At 74.0% G+C, this 16,407-nt stretch carries 20 protein-coding genes; 9 read left to right on the top strand and 11 right to left on the bottom strand.

The window, feature by feature from the left end; genetic code table 11:
- Positions 1 to 121: 121 nt before the first annotated feature.
- Positions 122 to 517 (bottom strand): ankyrin repeat domain-containing protein, encoded by a 396-nt coding sequence (locus ACRYM6_RS18845; RefSeq protein WP_432544420.1) that lies wholly within the window; start codon positions 515 to 517, stop codon positions 122 to 124.
- Between the two features lie 161 nt (positions 518 to 678).
- Here ACRYM6_RS18845 and ACRYM6_RS18840 point away from each other — a divergent pair, with 161 nt between their 5' ends.
- From ACRYM6_RS18840 to ACRYM6_RS18815, 6 genes are all read left to right on the top strand, one after another.
- Complete coding sequence (locus ACRYM6_RS18840) at positions 679 to 1,431, top strand: sugar phosphate isomerase/epimerase family protein (protein WP_432544419.1); 753 nt, start codon at positions 679 to 681, stop codon at positions 1,429 to 1,431.
- The gene (locus tag ACRYM6_RS18835; RefSeq protein WP_432544418.1) at positions 1,428 to 2,546 is read left to right on the top strand and encodes a Gfo/Idh/MocA family protein; all 1,119 of its coding nucleotides are present in this window, start codon (positions 1,428 to 1,430) and stop codon (positions 2,544 to 2,546) included. Before ACRYM6_RS18840 ends, ACRYM6_RS18835 begins: the two co-directional genes overlap by 4 nt.
- A 164-nt stretch (positions 2,547 to 2,710) precedes the next feature.
- On the top strand, positions 2,711 to 3,451 hold the full coding sequence (locus ACRYM6_RS18830) for a DedA family protein (protein ID WP_432544417.1): 741 nt from the start codon (positions 2,711 to 2,713) through the stop codon (positions 3,449 to 3,451).
- 24 nt (positions 3,452 to 3,475) lie between these two features.
- Positions 3,476 to 3,889: an acyl-CoA thioesterase gene (locus ACRYM6_RS18825; RefSeq protein ID WP_432544416.1), complete on the top strand. Its 414-nt coding sequence runs from the start codon at positions 3,476 to 3,478 to the stop codon at positions 3,887 to 3,889.
- A gap of 53 nt (positions 3,890 to 3,942) precedes the next feature.
- Positions 3,943 to 4,563, top strand: a complete 621-nt coding sequence (locus ACRYM6_RS18820) for a DedA family protein (protein ID WP_432544415.1) — start codon at positions 3,943 to 3,945, stop codon at positions 4,561 to 4,563.
- Positions 4,560 to 5,186 carry an IMPACT family protein gene (locus ACRYM6_RS18815; RefSeq protein ID WP_432544414.1) on the top strand — a complete coding sequence of 209 codons (627 nt, stop codon included), beginning with the start codon at positions 4,560 to 4,562 and terminating at the stop codon, positions 5,184 to 5,186. The genes ACRYM6_RS18820 and ACRYM6_RS18815 overlap by 4 nt, the downstream gene beginning before the upstream one ends.
- Here the strand turns inward: ACRYM6_RS18815 and ACRYM6_RS18810 are convergent, their stop codons facing one another.
- Genes ACRYM6_RS18810 through ACRYM6_RS18775 form a run of 8 tightly spaced genes read right to left on the bottom strand, consistent with a single transcriptional unit; the run spans position 5,187 to position 12,688 of the window.
- Positions 5,187 to 6,056, bottom strand: coding sequence for a putative RNA methyltransferase (locus ACRYM6_RS18810; protein ID WP_432544413.1), 870 nt, complete (start codon positions 6,054 to 6,056; stop codon positions 5,187 to 5,189).
- The gene (locus tag ACRYM6_RS18805) at positions 6,002 to 6,376 is read right to left on the bottom strand and encodes a hypothetical protein (protein WP_432544412.1); all 375 of its coding nucleotides are present in this window, start codon (positions 6,374 to 6,376) and stop codon (positions 6,002 to 6,004) included. Before ACRYM6_RS18805 ends, ACRYM6_RS18810 begins: the two co-directional genes overlap by 55 nt.
- Positions 6,376 to 6,942: an orotate phosphoribosyltransferase gene (gene pyrE / locus ACRYM6_RS18800; protein WP_432544411.1), complete on the bottom strand. Its 567-nt coding sequence runs from the start codon at positions 6,940 to 6,942 to the stop codon at positions 6,376 to 6,378. Before pyrE ends, ACRYM6_RS18805 begins: the two co-directional genes overlap by 1 nt.
- 56 nt (positions 6,943 to 6,998) lie before the next feature.
- Positions 6,999 to 7,883: a phytanoyl-CoA dioxygenase family protein gene (locus ACRYM6_RS18795; RefSeq protein ID WP_432544410.1), complete on the bottom strand. Its 885-nt coding sequence runs from the start codon at positions 7,881 to 7,883 to the stop codon at positions 6,999 to 7,001.
- 28 nt (positions 7,884 to 7,911) lie between these two features.
- Positions 7,912 to 8,805 carry a carbohydrate ABC transporter permease gene (locus tag ACRYM6_RS18790; protein WP_432544409.1) on the bottom strand — a complete coding sequence of 298 codons (894 nt, stop codon included), beginning with the start codon at positions 8,803 to 8,805 and terminating at the stop codon, positions 7,912 to 7,914.
- A gap of 1 nt (position 8,806) precedes the next feature.
- Positions 8,807 to 9,757 (bottom strand): carbohydrate ABC transporter permease, encoded by a 951-nt coding sequence (locus ACRYM6_RS18785; protein ID WP_432544408.1) that lies wholly within the window; start codon positions 9,755 to 9,757, stop codon positions 8,807 to 8,809.
- Positions 9,757 to 11,061: an ABC transporter substrate-binding protein gene (locus ACRYM6_RS18780; RefSeq protein WP_432544407.1), complete on the bottom strand. Its 1,305-nt coding sequence runs from the start codon at positions 11,059 to 11,061 to the stop codon at positions 9,757 to 9,759. Before ACRYM6_RS18780 ends, ACRYM6_RS18785 begins: the two co-directional genes overlap by 1 nt.
- A gap of 52 nt (positions 11,062 to 11,113) precedes the next feature.
- Entirely contained in the window at positions 11,114 to 12,688 is a 1,575-nt protein-coding gene (locus ACRYM6_RS18775; RefSeq protein WP_432544422.1) for an alpha-N-arabinofuranosidase, read from the bottom strand.
- A 285-nt stretch (positions 12,689 to 12,973) separates the two neighbouring features.
- Here ACRYM6_RS18775 and ACRYM6_RS18770 point away from each other — a divergent pair, with 285 nt between their 5' ends.
- The 3 genes from ACRYM6_RS18770 to ACRYM6_RS18760 all read left to right on the top strand — a co-directional run bounded on the left by ACRYM6_RS18770 (position 12,974) and on the right by ACRYM6_RS18760 (position 15,442).
- Positions 12,974 to 14,017, top strand: coding sequence for a LacI family DNA-binding transcriptional regulator (locus tag ACRYM6_RS18770; protein WP_432544421.1), 1,044 nt, complete (start codon positions 12,974 to 12,976; stop codon positions 14,015 to 14,017).
- Positions 14,018 to 14,027: 10 nt separating this feature from the next.
- The gene (locus tag ACRYM6_RS18765) at positions 14,028 to 14,828 is read left to right on the top strand and encodes an exodeoxyribonuclease III (protein WP_432544406.1); all 801 of its coding nucleotides are present in this window, start codon (positions 14,028 to 14,030) and stop codon (positions 14,826 to 14,828) included.
- A gap of 62 nt (positions 14,829 to 14,890) precedes the next feature.
- A complete protein-coding gene (locus ACRYM6_RS18760) occupies positions 14,891 to 15,442 on the top strand; it encodes a hypothetical protein (protein ID WP_432544405.1) in 552 nt (183 codons plus the stop codon).
- Between the two features lie 7 nt (positions 15,443 to 15,449).
- Here the strand turns inward: ACRYM6_RS18760 and ACRYM6_RS18755 are convergent, their stop codons facing one another.
- A complete protein-coding gene (locus ACRYM6_RS18755) occupies positions 15,450 to 16,046 on the bottom strand; it encodes a DUF1684 domain-containing protein (protein ID WP_432544404.1) in 597 nt (198 codons plus the stop codon).
- A complete protein-coding gene (locus tag ACRYM6_RS18750; RefSeq protein ID WP_432544403.1) occupies positions 16,043 to 16,396 on the bottom strand; it encodes an STAS domain-containing protein in 354 nt (117 codons plus the stop codon). The genes ACRYM6_RS18755 and ACRYM6_RS18750 overlap by 4 nt, the downstream gene beginning before the upstream one ends.
- Between the last annotated feature and the right edge of the window lie 11 nt (positions 16,397 to 16,407).

The raw sequence follows: 16,407 nt of genomic DNA, 5'->3' as shown, positions 1-16,407 counted from the left end.
GGAGGACGGTCAGCGGAGGACGGTCAGCGGAGGACGGTCAGCGGAGGACGGTCAGCGGAGGACGGTCAGCGGAGGACGGTCAGCGGAGGACGGTCAGCGGAGGACGGTCAGCGGAGGACGGTCAGCGCGGGGCGGTCAGCAGGGCCGCCATCTCCGGCAGGTCGAACACCTGGGCCACGGCGAGCCCGGACTGCCGGCCCAGCGCGGGGTCGGCGCCGGCGTCGAGCAGCAGCTCCACGACGGGCCGGGCCTGCCGGAAGACGGCGGCCCCCAGCGCGGTCTGGCCCTTGTCGTTGACGCGGGCGTGGTCGGCGCCGCGCTCCAGCAGCAGCCGCACCGCGTCGGCGTGCGCGTGGTAGGCGGCCAGGATCAGCAGGGTGTCGCCCACCGAGTTGGTGAGGTCGACCGGGACGCCGACGTCGAGGCGCTCGGCGAGCGCGTCGGCCCGCCCCTCGCGGGCCAGGTCGAACGTCTCCTGCAGGAAGCGCAGCTCGTCCTCGGTCAGTCCCTCGCTCACGGCCGGATCGTATCCACCACCGCCAGGGGGTGGCGCCCGGCGGACCGCGCCCCGTACGGTTGCTGAACCGGTTCGGTCGAGCCGACCGCAGGACGAGGGCGTCCCGGACACCCCGCCCTCGGACGCACCCCCGTCACCCCCGAGAGGACGCGGACCACCGCATGACCACGCTGGACACCTCGAAGATCTCCCTGCAGCTCTACACCGTGCGCGAGGCGCTGGCCGCCGACCTCGACGGCACGCTGGCCCGCCTGGCCGCCACCGGGTTCACCCTGGTGGAGCCGTTCGGGCTGGCCGAGGGGGCCGCCGAGCTCGCCCCCGCCCTGCGCGCGCACGGCCTGGCGGCCCCCAGCGCCCACGCCGGGATCGTCGGCCGCGACCTCGACGCCGTGCTCGCCGCCGCCGCGACCACCGGCACCACCCTCGTCGTCGAACCCCACGTCGACCGCGCCCGCTGGACCACCGTCGAGGACGTCGCCGCCATCGCCGCCGAGCTCAACGCCGCCGCCGAGCGGGCCGCCGACGCCGGCGTCACCCTCGGCTACCACAACCACGAGTTCGAGCTCGCGACGACGATCGCGGGGCGCCCGGCGCTGGAGGTCTTCGCCGACCACCTCGCCGACGGCGTCGCGCTGGAGGTCGACACCTACTGGGCCGTCGTCGGCGGCGTGCCCGTCCCCGACCTGCTGGCCCGCCTCGGCCCGCGCGTGCGGGCCGTCCACCTCAAGGACGGCGACGGCACCCGCGACACCTCCCGCCAGGTCGCCTGGGGCACCGGCGACCTCGACGTCACCGCGATCCTGGCCGCCGCCGACGGCGTCGACCTCGCCGTCCTCGAGCTCGACGACACCACCGGCGACATGCTCACCGCCGTCGAGGACAGCTTCGCCAACCTCACCAAGGCCCTCGCGTGAGCGCCCCCGCCCCGCGCACCGGCCCCGTCGGCATCGGGATCATCGGCGCCGGCGTCATCAGCGGCACCTACCTGGAGAACCTCACGTCCTTCCCGGACGTGCGGGTGCACGCGATCGGCGACCTGTTCCCCGAGGCCGCCCGCGCCCGCGCCGAGGAGCACGGCGTCCCCCACCACGGCGGCATCGACACCGTCCTGGCCCACGAGGACGTCGAGATCGTGATCAACCTCACGATCCCCGCCGCCCACGTCGAGGTGTCCCTGGCCGCGATCTCGGCCGGCAAGCACGTCTGGTCGGAGAAACCCGTCGCCCTGGACCGCGAGGGCGGGCAGCGGCTGATCGCCGCCGCCGACGCCGCCGGCGTCCGCCTGGGCTGCGCCCCCGACACCTTCCTCGGCGCCGGCCTGCAGACGGCGCTCAAGGCGCTGCGGCGCGGGGACGTCGGTGAGCCCCTGACGGCGCTGACCCTCATGCAGTCCCCCGGCCCGGAGTCCTGGCACCCCAACCCGGCGTTCCTGTTCCAGACCGGCGCCGGGCCCCTGTTCGACATCGGCCCCTACTACCTGACCGCGCTCGTGCAGGCGTTCGGGCCGGTCACCTCCGTCGCGGCCGTCGCGGGGAAGTCCCGCGCGCAGCGGACCGTCGGGTCCGGTCCCCGCGCCGGGGAGGTGTTCGACGTCACCGTCCCCACGCACGTCAGCGCGCTCGCCCGGTTCGCCGGCGGGCGGAGCTCGCAGAGCACCTTCAGCTTCGACTCCCCGCTCCAGCGGCACGGGTTCGTCGAGATCACCGGCACCGAGGCGACGCTGTCGCTGCCGGACCCGAACAACTTCGACGGCGACGTGCGGATCCGCCGCGCGGGCAGCGAGGACTGGGAGCTGCTGGCCTCGACGAAGGCGCTGTCGACCCGCGGGACGGGCGCGCTGGAGATGGCCCGCGCGATCCGCGCGGGGCGCCCGCACCGCGTCCAGGGCGCCCTGGCCCACCACGTCGTCGACGTCATGACCTCGATCACCGAGTCCGCCGACGCGGGCGCCTTCGTGCCGGTGACGAGCACCGTCGAGGCGGCCGAGCCGCTGCCGGACGACTGGGACCCGACCGCCCGGACCGTCTGAGGCGCCCGACGGCGGTCACCGGCGGTCACCGGTCGGGCCCTGGGGGGCCGGACCGGTGACCGCCGTCCGTCGACCGGATGATCCCGCGGCGGACGGGTCATCCTCTGGGCTGAACTCCAGGCCGGGCCGACCTGGGGCCCGGGAACCGGACTTACCCTGGGGACGTGTCGTTCCTCGCCGAGCTGTCGGCCTCGCTGACGTCCGCGGCTCCGGCCGCCGCACCCGCGCTGCTGCCCGACTGGGCCAGTCCCGAGACCTTCCTCGACACCCTGGGCGGCGCGGCCCTGTGGGTCTCGGTGGCCATCGTGTTCGTCGAGTGCGGGCTGTTCCTGTTCTTCCTGCCCGGCGACTCGCTGCTGTTCACGGTGGGGCTGTTCACCCACTCGGACGTGCTGCAGGAGCCCATCTGGCTGTCGTGCCTGCTGCTGTCGGTCGCGGCGTTCCTGGGCAACGTCGTGGGGTACGAGATCGGCCGCAAGGCCGGGCCGGCGCTGTTCGACCGGCCGGGCTCGAAGATCCTCACGCCCCAGCGGATCACGCAGACCCACGAGTTCTTCGAGCGGTTCGGGGCCCGGGCGATCATCCTGGCCCGCTTCGTGCCGGTCGTGCGCACGTTCATCACCCTCGCCGCCGGCGCCGGCGCCATGCCCCGCCGCACGTTCGTGACGTTCTCGGCCGTCGGGGCCGTCCTGTGGGCCACCGGCATCACCCTGCTCGGCTACGCCCTGGGCGGGATCACGCTGATCCGCGAGAACCTCGAGCTGGGGCTGCTGCTGCTCGTCGTCCTGTCGCTCATCCCGGTCGGCATCGAGTACCTGCGCAACCGCGCCAAGGCGCGCCGGCACGCCGCGACGCTGCCCGCGCAGGCGACCGGCGGCACCCGCACCCCCGAGAACCACCGCTGAGCGGCCACCGGGCAGGATGACCCGGTGGCTCGTCAGCGGATCCTCCTGCCCCTGCGCTGGGGGGACATGGACGCCTACCGGCACGTGAACAACGTGGAGGTCCTGCGGCTCCTGGAGGAGGCCCGCGTCCGCGCGTTCGGCACCGCCGCCCCCGACGGGACCGCCCCCATGCTCGCGACCGGCATGGTCGTGGCCAAGCACACCGTCGAGTACCTGCTCCCGCTGGACTACCGCCTCGAACCGGTCGCCGTCGACCTGTGGATCGGGCGCGTCGGCGGCGCCAGCTTCGAGGTCGACTACGAGCTGGTCGAACCCGGCGCACCCGCCACCGTCTACGTGAGGGCGTCCACCGTGTGCGTCGCGTACGACTTCGGCGCCGGCCGCCCGCGCCGCCTCGACGACGACGAGAAGGCGCGGCTGGCGACCCTCGCCCCCTGAGGCCGACGCGGGACCGCTCCGGGACCGCCCCGGACCTCTGCGAGGATCGCAGGGTGTCCGACTGGCTCGCCCACCTCGCCGATCCTCAGCTCGAGGACCTCGGCGCCGCGGGCCTGTACGTCCTGGTCTTCGGGATCGTCTTCGCCGAGACGGGCACCCTCGTGGGGTTCTGGCTGCCCGGCAGCAGCGTCCTGTTCTCCGCCGGGCTGCTGGCCGCGCGCGACGGCTCGCCGCTGTCGCTGCCGGTGCTCGTCGTGGGCGTGACCCTCTCGGCGATCCTCGGCGACACCGTCGGGTACTGGTCGGGCCGGCGGCTGGGCCGACCGTGGCTGCTGCGGCGGGCCGGCAAGGCGGCCCGGCACCTGCCGAAGGCCGAGGCGTTCTACGCCCGGTACGGCTGGTTCGCCGTCGTGGCCTGCCGGTTCATCCCGTGGCTGCGCGCCTTCACGCCGATCATCGCCGGGACGGCGGCGATGTCGTACCCGAGGTTCTTCTCCGCCAACGTCGTCGGCGCCCTGTGCTGGGGCGCGATGCTGGTCCTGGCCGGGTACGCCGCCGACTCCCAGCCGTGGTTGCGGACGCTGGCGTACGTGGTCGCGGGGACCGCGATCCTGTTCTCGATCGTGGCGCCCCTGGTGTCCTGGCTCCGCCGCCGCCGGGCCGCGCGCCCGTGAGGGACCCGCTGCCGGTGCCGGCGCGGGCGGTGCGGACCGAGCTGGTCGTGGAGCGGTCCCGGTTCGTGACGACCCTCGAACCGGTGGCCGACGTCGCGGCGGCCGAGCGGGTCGTGGCGCGCGTGCGCCGCGAGCTGCCCGACGCCCGGCACCACTGCACGGCCGCGGTGCTGGGCGAGGACGGCGGCCTCGTGCGCTCCCACGACGACGGCGAACCGGCCGGGACGGCCGGGGCGCCCATGCTCGCCGCGCTGCGCGGGGCGGGCGTCACCGACGTCGTCGCCGTCGTCACCCGCTACTTCGGCGGGGTGCTGCTGGGGACCGGCGGCCTGGTCCGCGCCTACGGCGGCTCGGTCGGCGCGGCCCTGGCCGCGGCCGGGGTGGTGCCGCGCCGCTGGGCCGACCTCGTGGAGGTGCGCGCGGGGCTGGCCGACGGGGGCCGGGTGGAGGCCGAGCTGCGCCGCACCCGCGACGTCGAGGACGTCGCGTGGGCCGGTGACGGGTGGCGGGCCGTGGTGGCCGTCCCCGTGGGCGGGCTGGGGGCGCTGCGCGCCGGGCTGGCCGCGGCGGGCCTGCGGGCGAGCGCCGAGCCCGTCGGCCGGGCGGTGCGCCCCGCCCCGTGATCAGCCGGGGGCGCGGGCGACGGTGAGGCGGACGGCGACGGTGACGTCGACGGCGTCCGGGACCGCGTCCAGCCGGGCCCGCAGCGCGGCCTCGTCGGTGTGGAACGCGCTCGGCCCCATGAGCACCAGCGCCCGCAGGTCCTCGCGCGTGAAGGTCCGGGTGAACCGCAGCTCGTCCTCGCCGACGAGGTCGAACGCGGCGAGCTCGCCGTGCAGCCGCTCGGCCTTGCCCGCCTCGACGCCGACCATGCCCAGCGGCCCGCGCACCTCCTCCAGGTGCTCGGGCAGCGGCGTCACGACGACCCACCGGCCCCCCGGGCGCAGGACCCGCCGCACGTGCGCGGCCCCGCGCGGGGCGAAGACGTTGGTCACGAGGTCGACGCTGCCGTCGGCGAAGGGCAGGCCGCGCCACACGTCGCCGCCCACGGCCGCCACCCGGGGGTGGGCGCGGGCGGCCCGCCGCAGCGCCGCCGTGGACGGTTCCAGCACCGCTCCCCACCCGCCGGTGGCCTCGACGACGGCGGCGAGGTGGTGGCCGGTGCCGCCGCCCACGTCGACGGCGAGCCCGGGGACGGCGCGCTCGGCGAGGGCCGCGACGACCGGGGCGTAGTGCCCGGCGCCGAGGAACTCCTCGCGGGCGGCGACCATCGCGGGGGTGTCCCCGCCGGTGCGGCTGCCGACGGCGAGGTTCACGTAGCCCTGGCGGGCCAGGTCGAACCGGTGCCCGGCCGCGCACCCCAGGGTGCGGCCGGCGAGCGTGAACGCCCCGCCGCAGACCGGGCAGCGCAGGGCCGCCAGGACGGCGTCGAGGGCGCTCAGCGCTCCGCCGCGGCGCCGAGCGGGTGCAGCCCGGACAGCGCCGCGACCCACGAGGCGGGGATCGCGTGCAGGCGGGCGTCGTAGGCGCGCACGGCCGCGGAGTGGAAGGCGACGTCCCCGGCGAGGCGGTGCTCGGCGTCGGCGAGCGCCTTGACGGTCTGCGGGTCGGGCTCGACCGCGGACGCCTCCTGGGCGTGCAGGTGCGCGGACAGGTCCGACAGGCGGCTGCGGCGCTGCTCGGCCAGGGCCCCGGCCTCCACGGCGAGGTCGCGCATCCGCACCAGGGCGGCGCGGGTGCTGACGGCGTACAGCGCGACGACGAGGACGAGCAGGACGACGAGGACCAGCACGACGGTCCCGGTGGCGCCCATCAGGCGAGCCCGATGTCGGCCAGGCCGAAGGCGTACCGGTACGGCAGGCCCTGCGCCTCGACGCGCTCGCGGGCGCCGGTGTCGCGGTCGACGATGACGGCGACGCCGACGACCTCGGCGCCGGCCTCGCGCAGCGCCTCGACGGCGGTGAGCACCGAGCCGCCGGTGGTGGAGGTGTCCTCGACGGCCAGCACGCGGCGCCCGGCGACGTCGGGGCCCTCGATGCGCCGCTGCAGGCCGTGGGTCTTCTCGGCCTTGCGCACGACGAACGCGTCGAGCGGGCGGCCGCCGTGGGCCTCGGCCCAGCCGCGGGCGTTGGCGGCGTGGACCACGGCGAGGGCGACGGGGTCGGCGCCCATGGTCAGGCCGCCGACGGCCTCGAAGTCCCAGTCGGCGACGAGGTCGAGCAGGACGGGCCCGACGAGGGCGGACGCTTCGCCGTCGAGGCTGATGCGGCGCAGGTCGACGTAGTAGTCGGCCCGCTCACCGCTGGACAGCGTCACCTCGCCGCGCACGACGGCCTTGGCGGAGACGAGGTCGGCGAGGCGTTCTCGATCGGTGCTCACGGTCGCCGATCCTAGGTGCTCGCCCCCGGCGCCGTGAGCAGCGCCGGGGGCGGGGGTCACCCGGCCGCGCCGGCCGCGCGCTGGGCCCGCACCCGCGCGGGCACGACCTCCTCGCGGGGGGCGGTGGGGCGGAAGTCGAGGCGGTCCACCCCGAGGCCGCGCAGCACCGCGAGCTCCACCGGGGAGTGCTGGGCGGGGTCCTCCCGGTCGAAGCGCAGGGGGTCGCGCAGGCTCAGCGGCGGGTTGGTGATGAGCCGCTGGGCGCGCAGCACGTTCTGGGAGGTGGCGTGCAGCACGAAGGGGTGCATGAGGACGACGTCGCCCTGCTCGCCGGTGAGCTCCACGAACTCGCGGCACTGGCGGATCAGCGGGGTCTGCTGCAGCTCGTCGGGCAGGACGCCCTCGGGCCGCTCGGCCAGGTACCGGGCCACGACGCCCACGGAGTCGGTGGCCACGAAGGTGCCGCCCCCGCGGGACAGGACGTCGGTCCACAGCACGATGGTCAGCAGGCCCTGCTCGGGGGAGTCCAGGAAGTGGCGGAAGAAGTCGCCGTCCTTGTGCCACCCGCCGACGTCGGCCGAGGGCGGGTCGAAGGGGCGGTCGGCGCCGACGCCGAGGTTGGCGATGATGCCGTCGCCCCACCCCCAGGGCGTCTGCACGCGGTCCTCGCCGCCGAGCAGCTGGCAGGCGGCGCGGTACGCGGTGGGCGCGAACTCGGCGGCGTCGAGGTGCTCCTCGGAGGGCAGGTGGACGCGGGGGCGGTCCCAGGTCGAGGGGTCGTCGCGGTCGACGCCGAGGCGGTCCCAGGCGCGGTCGACGACGGGGGCGGCCTGCTCGGGGCTGAAGCAGCCCTTCAGGACGACGTACCCCTTCTCCAGGAAGTGCTCGACCTGGGCGTCGCTGAGCGGTGCGGTGCTGCTGGTGCTGGTGCTGGTGCTCACGGGTGTCCTCACGGTGGGGCGGGGGGGCTCAGCCCTTGAAGGCGCCGTCCATGATCCCGGAGACCATCTGCTTGCCGAAGAAGGCGAACAGCACCAGGAGCGGGACGGTGACGAGGAAGGACCCGGCCATGGCCAGGCCGAGGTCGACGGAGATGTTGGACTGCAGGGCCTTGATGGCGATCTGCGCGGTGTACATGTCGGGCGACTTCAGGACGATGAACGGCCAGAGGAAGTCGTTCCAGGCGTTGACGAACCCCAGCAGGCCCAGGACGGCGGCCGCGGGCCGGACGACGGGGAACGCGATGCGGGTGAAGATCTGCCAGGAGTTCGCGCCGTCCATGCGGGCGGCCTGCAGCAGCTCGTCGCTGATGGTGGCGCTGATGTGCTGGCGCATCCAGAAGATGCCGAACGCGCTGACCAGGCCGGGCACGACGAGGGCCTGCAGGGTGTCCACCCAGCCGAACGTCGACATGATCATGTACTGCGGGATGATCGCGAGCTGCGCCGGCACCGTCATGGTGAGGACGAGGACCAGGAACAGCAGGTCCCGTCCGCGGAAGGTCATCTTGGCGAACGCGAAACCGGCCAGCGAGCAGAGGAACGCCTGCCCCACGGCGATCAGGGCCGCGACGATGAAGCTGTTGACCAGCGACCGCACGAACGGCACCGTCTCGAACACCAGCTTCAGCAGGTCGAGGAAGTTCCCGCCGGGCACGACGCGCGGGGGCAGCTGGGTGGCCGCCTCCGAGCCGACGGAGGACACGACGAACATCCAGTAGACCGGGAAGATGCAGGCGGCCGCGGCCAGGGAGAGCAGGACGTAGGTGTACCAGCGCACGCGGACGATGGCCCGCGGCCGCCGGGACCGGCCCGTCCGCCGGTCCTGTCCCACGCGGGTCGGGGGTTCGGTGGAGGTGGCCATGTCAGCCCTTCTTCCCCAGACGGCTGGAGAGCAGGAAGTTGATCAACGCCACGACGACGATGATGGCGAAGAGCGCGACCCCGATGGCCGAGCCGTAGCCGAACTTGAACGACCCGAAACCCTGCTCGTAGAGGAACAGCGAGAGGGTCTGGCACTGGCGGGCCGTGCCGCAGGTGAGCGTTCCGTTGGACAGCAGCAGCGGCTCGGTGAAGATCTGCAGGCCGCCGATGGTGGACATGATGACGGTGAAGACGATCACCGGGCGCAGCGAGGGCAGCGTGATGTGCAGGAACTGCTTGACGGGCCCGGCGCCGTCCATCGCCGCCGCCTCGTACAGGTCGCGCGGCACGGCCTGCAGGGCGGCCAGGTAGAGCAGCGTGTTGTAGCCGAACCAGCGCCAGATCACCATGACCGAGACGAGCAGGTGGCTGCCCGTCGGGGTGGACATGAAGTCGATGTGGTCGAACCCGAACGCGCCCAGGAACCAGTTCAGCAGGCCGTAGTCGCGGTTGAAGAGCTGGGCGAAGACGATCGCCGTGGCCGCGACGGACGTGATGTAGGGCAGCAGCATCGCCATGCGGAAGAAGTTGGCGAAGCGCAGGAAGGCGCTGTTGAGCACCTGGGCCAGGATCAGCGCGATGAGCAGCTGCGGCACCGTCGAGATGATCCAGATGCTGAAGGTGTTGCGCAGCGCGTTCCAGAAGCGCGGGTCCTGCCCGAGCTGCTGGAAGTTCGCCAGGCCGACGAACGTCTTCTCGCCGATGGGGTTCCAGTCGAACAGCGCGACGTAGAAGGTGAACAGCAGCGGGAACAGGCCGAAGACCAGGAACAGGACGTAGAAGGGCGCCACGTACCCGTAGGGCGCCAGCCGTTCCCACCGCTTCTCCACCGGCCGGGTGGCGGTGGCGGGTTTGACGCCCTGCAGGGTGCCGGGGGTCAGGGTGGCGCTCATCAGGCGCCGATCGCGGTCTTGATGTTCTTGACCGCCGTGTCCCACGCGGCGTCGGCGGGGGCGCCGTCGCCCTCGACGCCGTTGAGGGCGTTGAGCAGCTCGGTGCTGATCTCGGTGTTGTACTCCCCGTTGAGGAAGGGCTTCAGGCCCAGGACGGCCTGGGTGAAGATCTTGCCGGTGGGGGCGTTGCTGAAGAACGGGTCGGTGTGGTTCACCAGTTCCGGCTTGTCGTAGTTGACCGGGGTGGTGGGCAGCGACCCCGACTCGATGAAGTGCTGGAGCTGCTGCTCGGGGGACTGCATCTTCGTGATGTACGCCCAGGCCGCCTCGGGGTTGGCCGCCCGCGCCGGGATGGCCAGGTAGCTGCCGCCCCAGTTGCCGCTGCCGCCGGGGATGGTGGCGATGTCCCACTTGCCCTCGGTGTCGGGGGCCGCGGACCGGATGGACCCCAGCATCCAGGACGGGGCGGCGACGGCGGCGAACGCGCCCTTGGCCATGCCGGCGTTCCAGCCGTCGGTGAAGCTGTCCAGCTTGGCGGTGATCCCGGCGGCGATGGCCTTCAGCCCGAGGTCGAAGGACTCGCGCACGATCGGGTTGGTGTCGTAGACCACGTCGCCGTCGGCGGAGTAGTACTGCTCCTCCCCCTGCGAGACGGCCTGCAGGAACACGGTCGTGGCGGCGTTGTCGATGAACGCGTTGCCGGTGGCCTGGGTGTAGCGCTGCCCGGTGGCGATGAAGTCCTCCCAGGTGGGCCACAGCGCGCCGACCTCGTCGCGGTTGGTCGGCAGCCCGGCCGCGGCCAGCAGGTCGGTGCGGTACGCCACACCCATGCCGCCGACGTCGGTGGGGATGCCGACGATCTCACCGGACTGCGCGGTGGCCTGCGCCATCACCCAGTCCACGTAGTCGTCCTGGATGTCGTCGGCGCCCAGCGTGGTGAGGTCGACGAAGTTGCCCGGGTTCTTCATGAACTTGGGCAGGTCGCCGGCCTGGATGAGCACCAGGTCGGGCACCTTGCCGCCGGCCAGGGCGGTGGTGAGGCCCTGCGCGGTCTCCTGGGCGTTGCCGACCTCGGTGAGCTTGACGGTGACGTCGGGGGCGAGCTTCTTGTACGCCTCGACGTCGGCCTTCTGGTTGATGCCGGTGAAGGACCAGAAGTCGAAGGTGTTCGGGTCGGTGGAGCCGGCCGAACCCGACGAGCAGGCCGAGGCGGTGAGGGCGAACCCGCCGGCGAGGCCGCCGAGGGCGAGGGCGCGGCGGCGGGACAGGGCCAGGGACAGGGAGGTGCGGGACGGCGTGTTCACGGGACGGACTCCTCGTCGAGTGGTGGGTGGGGTGGTCGAGGGGTGGCGCGGCTCAGGCACCGGCGTCGAAGCTGACGGTGGCGAAGCTGTGCGCGGGCAGCGTCACCCGCAGCACGCCGTCCTCGACGGAGAGGCCCTCGAGGTCGCGGACCGCGACGGGGGTCTCGGTGGCGGTGTTGTGGGCGGAGATCGTGTCGGCGTTCAGCAGCCGGCCGACGGGCGCCCCGACCGCGGAACCGCGCACGTCGACCTCGACGGTCAGTTCCTCGGTGGCGTGCAGGTTCGTCAGGGAGAGCAGGACGCGGCCGTCCTTGGTGCTGGCCGACCCGGAGAACGTCGGCAGGGCGGTGCCGTCGACGTCGTGGACGGGGGTCTGCCCCCGGACGGTCAGCGGCAGCGACGCCGCGTCGTGGTGGCGCTTGTTCATCTCGAACACGTGGTACGTGGGCGTCAGGACGAGGGTGTCGCCGTCGGTCAGCAGCACCGACTGCAGGACGTTGACGGTCTGGGCGATGTTCGCCATGACGAGCCGGTCGGCGTGGCGGTGGAAGGCGTCGAAGTGGACCCCGGCGACCAGGGCGTCGCGCATGGTGTTCTGCTGGAACAGGAACCCGGGGTTCGTCCCGGGTTCGACGTCGAACCAGGTCCCCCACTCGTCGAGCACGAGGCCGACGCGGCGGTCGGGGTCGTAGGCGTCCATGACGTTGGCGTGCCCGGCGATGATCCGCTCGATCCCGGCGGCCTTCACCATCGTGCGGTAGTACTCGTCGTCGTCGAACCGCGTCGCGGAACCCTTCGCGTCCCACGTGGGGCCGACGATCGTGTAGTGGTGGAAGGAGATCGCCTGGTAGGTGTTCTTCCCGTGCCCGGTCACCTCGCCGTCGCCGAGGTAGCGGCCGAGGTTCTGCATGAGGACCTCGGTCCAGCGGTAGTCGGCGTCGGCGGCCCCGGCGGCGATCCGGTACAGCCGGTTGTCGCCGTGGTCGAGGCTGTAGGTGCCGTACTGCCGGGCGAGTTCGGCGTAGGCGCCCGCGCCCATGCCGCCGCCGCAGCCCCAGGGTTCGTTCCCCAGGCCCCAGAACGGCACCTTCCACGGTTCGTCGCGCCCGTGGGAGCGGCGCAGCCGGGCCATCGGGGAGTCGTCGGCGCGGGTGAGGTACTCGATCCACTCGGCGGCCTCGCGGACGGTGCCGCTGCCGACGTTGGCCGAGACGTAGGGGTCGGCGCCGAGGAGCTCGCACAGGGCCATGAACTCGTGGGTCCCGAAGGAGTTGTCCTCCACGACGTCGCCCCAGTGCGAGTTCACCATCGCGGGGCGGTCCTCGCGGGGGCCGACGCCGTCGCGCCAGTGGTAGGTGTCGGCGAAGCAGCCGCCGGGCCAGCGCAGGTTGGGGATGTCGAGGGCGCGCAGCGCCTCGACGACGTCGAGGCGCAGGCCGCCCTCGTTCGGGACGTCGGAGTCCTCCCCCACCCAAAAACCGCCGTAGATGCAGCGGCCGAGGTGCTCGGCGAAGTGCCCGTAGAGGTGGCGGTTGATGCGCGGGCCGGGGAGGTCCACGTCGAGCACGGCGCGCACGCGGGCCGCGGTGGCGGGCGGGGCGTCGGAGTCGGTCCGGGCGAGCGGCAGGGAGTCGTCCACTCGGTGGTCGTCGGTGATCACACGGGCCTCGCAGTGTCGGTGGGCGGGAACGGTCCCGCCGTCTCGTCGGAGTCTTCGGAGTCTTCGGAGTCTTCGGAGTCGTGGCGCGGGCCGTCCCGTCCGCCCTCGTCGGCGAACCGCGACCCTGCGTGTATCGATATAGTGCGAGTGCCGACCACCGGTGTCAAGGGGGATCGCCGGGCGGTAGTTTCGACGGCGGGGCGGGACCGCCACCGCCCACCGCGTCGGGGAGAGGGGTCGAGCGTGGTCACGATGCGCGACGTGGCGGCCGAGGCCGGGGTCTCGGCCATGACCGTCTCCAACGCCCTCACCGGGCGCCGGCCCGTCAGCGAACCCACCCGGCGGCTCGTCATGGAGACCGTGGAACGGCTCGGGTACCAGGTCAACGTCGCCGCCCGCAGCCTCCGCCAGGGCCGCACCGGCGTCGTCGGGATCGCCGTCCCCACCCTGGACAGCCACTACTACAGCCAGCTCAGCCACCGCCTCGTCCGGGCGTTCTCCCAGGCCGGGCTGGCCACCGTCGTGGAGGAGACCCACGCCAGCCGCGAGGGCGAGATCGCGGCGTTCCGCGACTCCCGCCTCAACGCCTACGACGGGCTCGTCATCGCCGCCCTCGGCCTCACCGAGCGCGAGATCGACGCCTTCAGCCGCGAGGTCCCCGTCGTCGTCCTCGGCGAGCAGGAGCTGCACCGCACCGTCGACCACGTCAGCATGCCCAACGTCGACGGCGCCGAGGCCGCCACCCGCGTCCTGCTCGACCACGGCCGCCGGCGCCTGGCCGTCGTCGGGTTCCCCCGCCTGGAGGACGTGGGCGCGGTCCACCTGCCCGAAGGCGCCGCCTTCTCGCTGCGCACCGAGGGCTTCCTGCGCGTCGCCCGCGCCGCCGGCGCCGAGGTCAGCTCCTCCTACGCCGGGGTCACCCAGGCCGCGGGCTGGCAGTGCGCGCAGGACCTCCTGGCCCGCCCCGAGCTGCCCGACGGCGTCTTCTGCGTCACCGACACCCTCGCCTTCGGGGTCGTCCGCGGCCTGGCCGACGGCGGGGTGCGCGTCCCCGAGGACGTCCTGGTCATCGGCTTCGACGACGTCGAGGACGCCCGGTTCCACATCCCGTCGCTGTCCTCGGTGGCCCCCGACCACGACGCCCTCGTCCAGGAGGCCGTCCGGCTCCTCCAGCGCCGGATCCAGGACCCCTCGGCCACCCCGCAGGACGTGACCGTGCCGTTCACCGTCGTCGAGCGGGAGTCGACCCTCGGCCGGGGCCCCGTGCCGGGAGGCGGGCCGGGCGCGGCCGGGTAACGTCCCGCGGGTGCGCCTCGCCACCTGGAACGTCAACTCCATCCGCGCCCGCCTCGACCGCGTCCTCGCCTGGATCGAGCGCAGCGACGTCGACGTCGTCGCGCTGCAGGAGACCAAGTGCAAGGACGAGCAGTTCCCCGAGCAGGCCTTCACCGACCTCGGCTACCAGGTCGCCCACCACGGCCTGTCGCAGTGGAACGGCGTCGCGCTGGTCTCCCGGGTGGGCCTGGAGGACGTCAGCACGGCCTTCGCCCCCGACGTCCCGCACTTCGGGGACCCCGCCGTCGTCGAGGCCCGGGCCATCGGGGCCGTGTGCGGCGGGGTGCGGGTCTGGAGCCTGTACGTGCCCAACGGCCGCGGCCTCGACGACCCGCACTACGCCTACAAGCTGCTGTGGCTGCAGTCCCTGCGGGACGCGGGGGCGCGGTGGCTGGCGGAGGACCCGGCGGCCCAGGTCGCGCTCGTGGGCGACTTCAACATCGCCCCGCAGGACGAGGACGTGTGGGACGTCGACGTCTTCGCCGGGTCCACCCACGTGTCCGAACCGGAGCGGGCCGCGTTCCGGGCCCTCGTCGAGGCCGGGTACACCGACACGGTGCGCCCGCACGCGCCGGGCCCGGGCACCTACACGTACTGGGACTACACGCAGCTGCGCTTCCCCAAGCGGCAGGGGATGCGGATCGACTTCGTGCTCGGCTCCCCCGCCCTGGCCGCACGGGTGACCGGCGCGACGATCGACCGGGCCGAGCGCAAGGGCAAGGGCGCCTCCGACCACGCCCCCGTGGTCGTGGAGCTTGCGCCGAACGCGTGAACCGTGCCCGAACGGGCTCCGCGGGGGCGACGAACGGGTCCGCGCTCACTAGATTCCGAACGGTGCGAGCACCTGTGAGCTGCGACGACCTGGAACGGGTCGAACTGAGCGCGGCCAACGACGCCCGGGGTCAACGGGCCGTCGCCGACCTCCTGCACTCCTGGGCGCGGCGGGCGGTACCGGGGGACTCGGTGTCGCGCGGCCGGCTGTTCGTCGCGGCCAGCGAGCACGCGGCGTTCGCCGGGGACGCGCGGCGGGCGCTGCGGCTGGCGCGCGAGGCCCTGGCCACCGGCGACCACGTCGCCCCCGACACCCGCTGCTACGTGGTCTCCGCGCTGCTGGTGTGCGGCCACCTGCGCGAGGCCGTCGTCCTGGCCGACGAGATCGTCGACAGCCACGGCGCCGACGTCGACGTGTACCTGCACCTGGGCGAGGAGTTCTCCTGGCACCGGCAGGCCGAGGAGGCGGCGCGGATCTACACCCTCGGGATGTTCCGCTGCGCCGGGGACGACGAGGCCACCGAGCAGCTCCTCGGGGCGTGGCGGCGCGGGCGCGCCCCCCGCACCGTCGACCTGCGCGAACCGGTCCCCGCCCAGGGCCCGCCGCGCGACTGACCGGCCCTCACGGGGCCGCCCACGGCCCCGCGAGCTCCCCGGCGTGCACGGCGACGTCCACGACGTTGCCCGGCGGCGGCAGCGGGCACGCCCACGCCGGGTCGTACGCGCAGCTCGGCGGGTAGGCGAAGTTCAGGTCCACGACCAGCCCCCGCGCGGTGCTGCCCAGGTCGGCGCCCTTCACGGTGTCCAGCACGTACCGGCCCCCGCCGTACCCCGGGCCGGGGTCCTTCAGGGGCAGGAACAACCCGCCGCCGTACTGGTCCAGCCACCACACGTCCAGGGTGCCCACCCCCGGCAGCGCCACCGTGCCGATCCGCTCGAACGCCACCGTCCCGTCGGTGCCGGTGACCGCCTCCCGGCGCAGCGGCGCGGCCGGCTCGACGGGCACCTCGAACCGCAGGGCCGGGTCGTACGCGGCGACCGGCAACCCCGCGAAGCGCTCGCGGTCGGCGGGCAGCAGCGGCCCCGCCGGGTGCGTGGCGAACAGCTCCCCGCGGCCCGCGACCCACGCCGCGTGCCCGGCCTCCGGGTCCAGCTCCCGCACCCGCGCGTACAGCGCCGCGACCCGCCGCCGCCAGTCCAGGACGTCCAGCCGGTTCACGCGCCCGGACCCCGCGGCACGCCGGGGCGGAAGTCGATGATCTGCTCCAGCCGGGCCCGGTGCACCAGGTGCCGCACGACCTCCGGCGGGTCGGTCACCGTGATCCGCCGCTCCCCGCTGCGCGAGGCCAGCCGGGCCAGGAAACCCAGCCCCGTGGAGTCCATGAAGGTGATCCGCGCGGCCTCCACGACCACCGGCAGCCGCACCGCGAGCGCCTCGTCGACGCAGCGCACGAGGTCGGGGCCGAGGCAGGCGTCGACCTCCCCGGCGAGCCGGACGAGCACGTGGTCCGGGGCGAGCTGGACGTCCACCGATCCCGGGGGACCGTCGAAGGCGCTGCTCGAGGTCACCGGCCGAACGT

The sequence above is a fragment of the Kineococcus rugosus genome (assembly GCF_050871975.1).
GTDB lineage: Bacteria > Actinomycetota > Actinomycetes > Actinomycetales > Kineococcaceae > Kineococcus.
The sequence above is the reverse complement of the archived record's forward strand: the minus strand, read 5'-3'. Positions and strand labels throughout refer to the sequence as shown.

What these genes read in the sequence shown, in the direction of transcription:
- ACRYM6_RS18840 (WP_432544419.1), top strand. Translation starts at nt 679, where the DNA reads ATGACCACGCTGGACACCTCGAAGATCTCCCTGCAGCTCTACACCGTG.
- ACRYM6_RS18790 (WP_432544409.1), bottom strand. Translation starts at nt 8,805, where the DNA reads ATGGCCACCTCCACCGAACCCCCGACCCGCGTGGGACAGGACCGGCGG.
- ACRYM6_RS18785 (WP_432544408.1), bottom strand. Translation starts at nt 9,757, where the DNA reads ATGAGCGCCACCCTGACCCCCGGCACCCTGCAGGGCGTCAAACCCGCC.
- ACRYM6_RS18770 (WP_432544421.1), top strand. Translation starts at nt 12,974, where the DNA reads ATGCGCGACGTGGCGGCCGAGGCCGGGGTCTCGGCCATGACCGTCTCC.
- ACRYM6_RS18805 (WP_432544412.1), bottom strand. Translation starts at nt 6,376, where the DNA reads ATGGGCGCCACCGGGACCGTCGTGCTGGTCCTCGTCGTCCTGCTCGTC.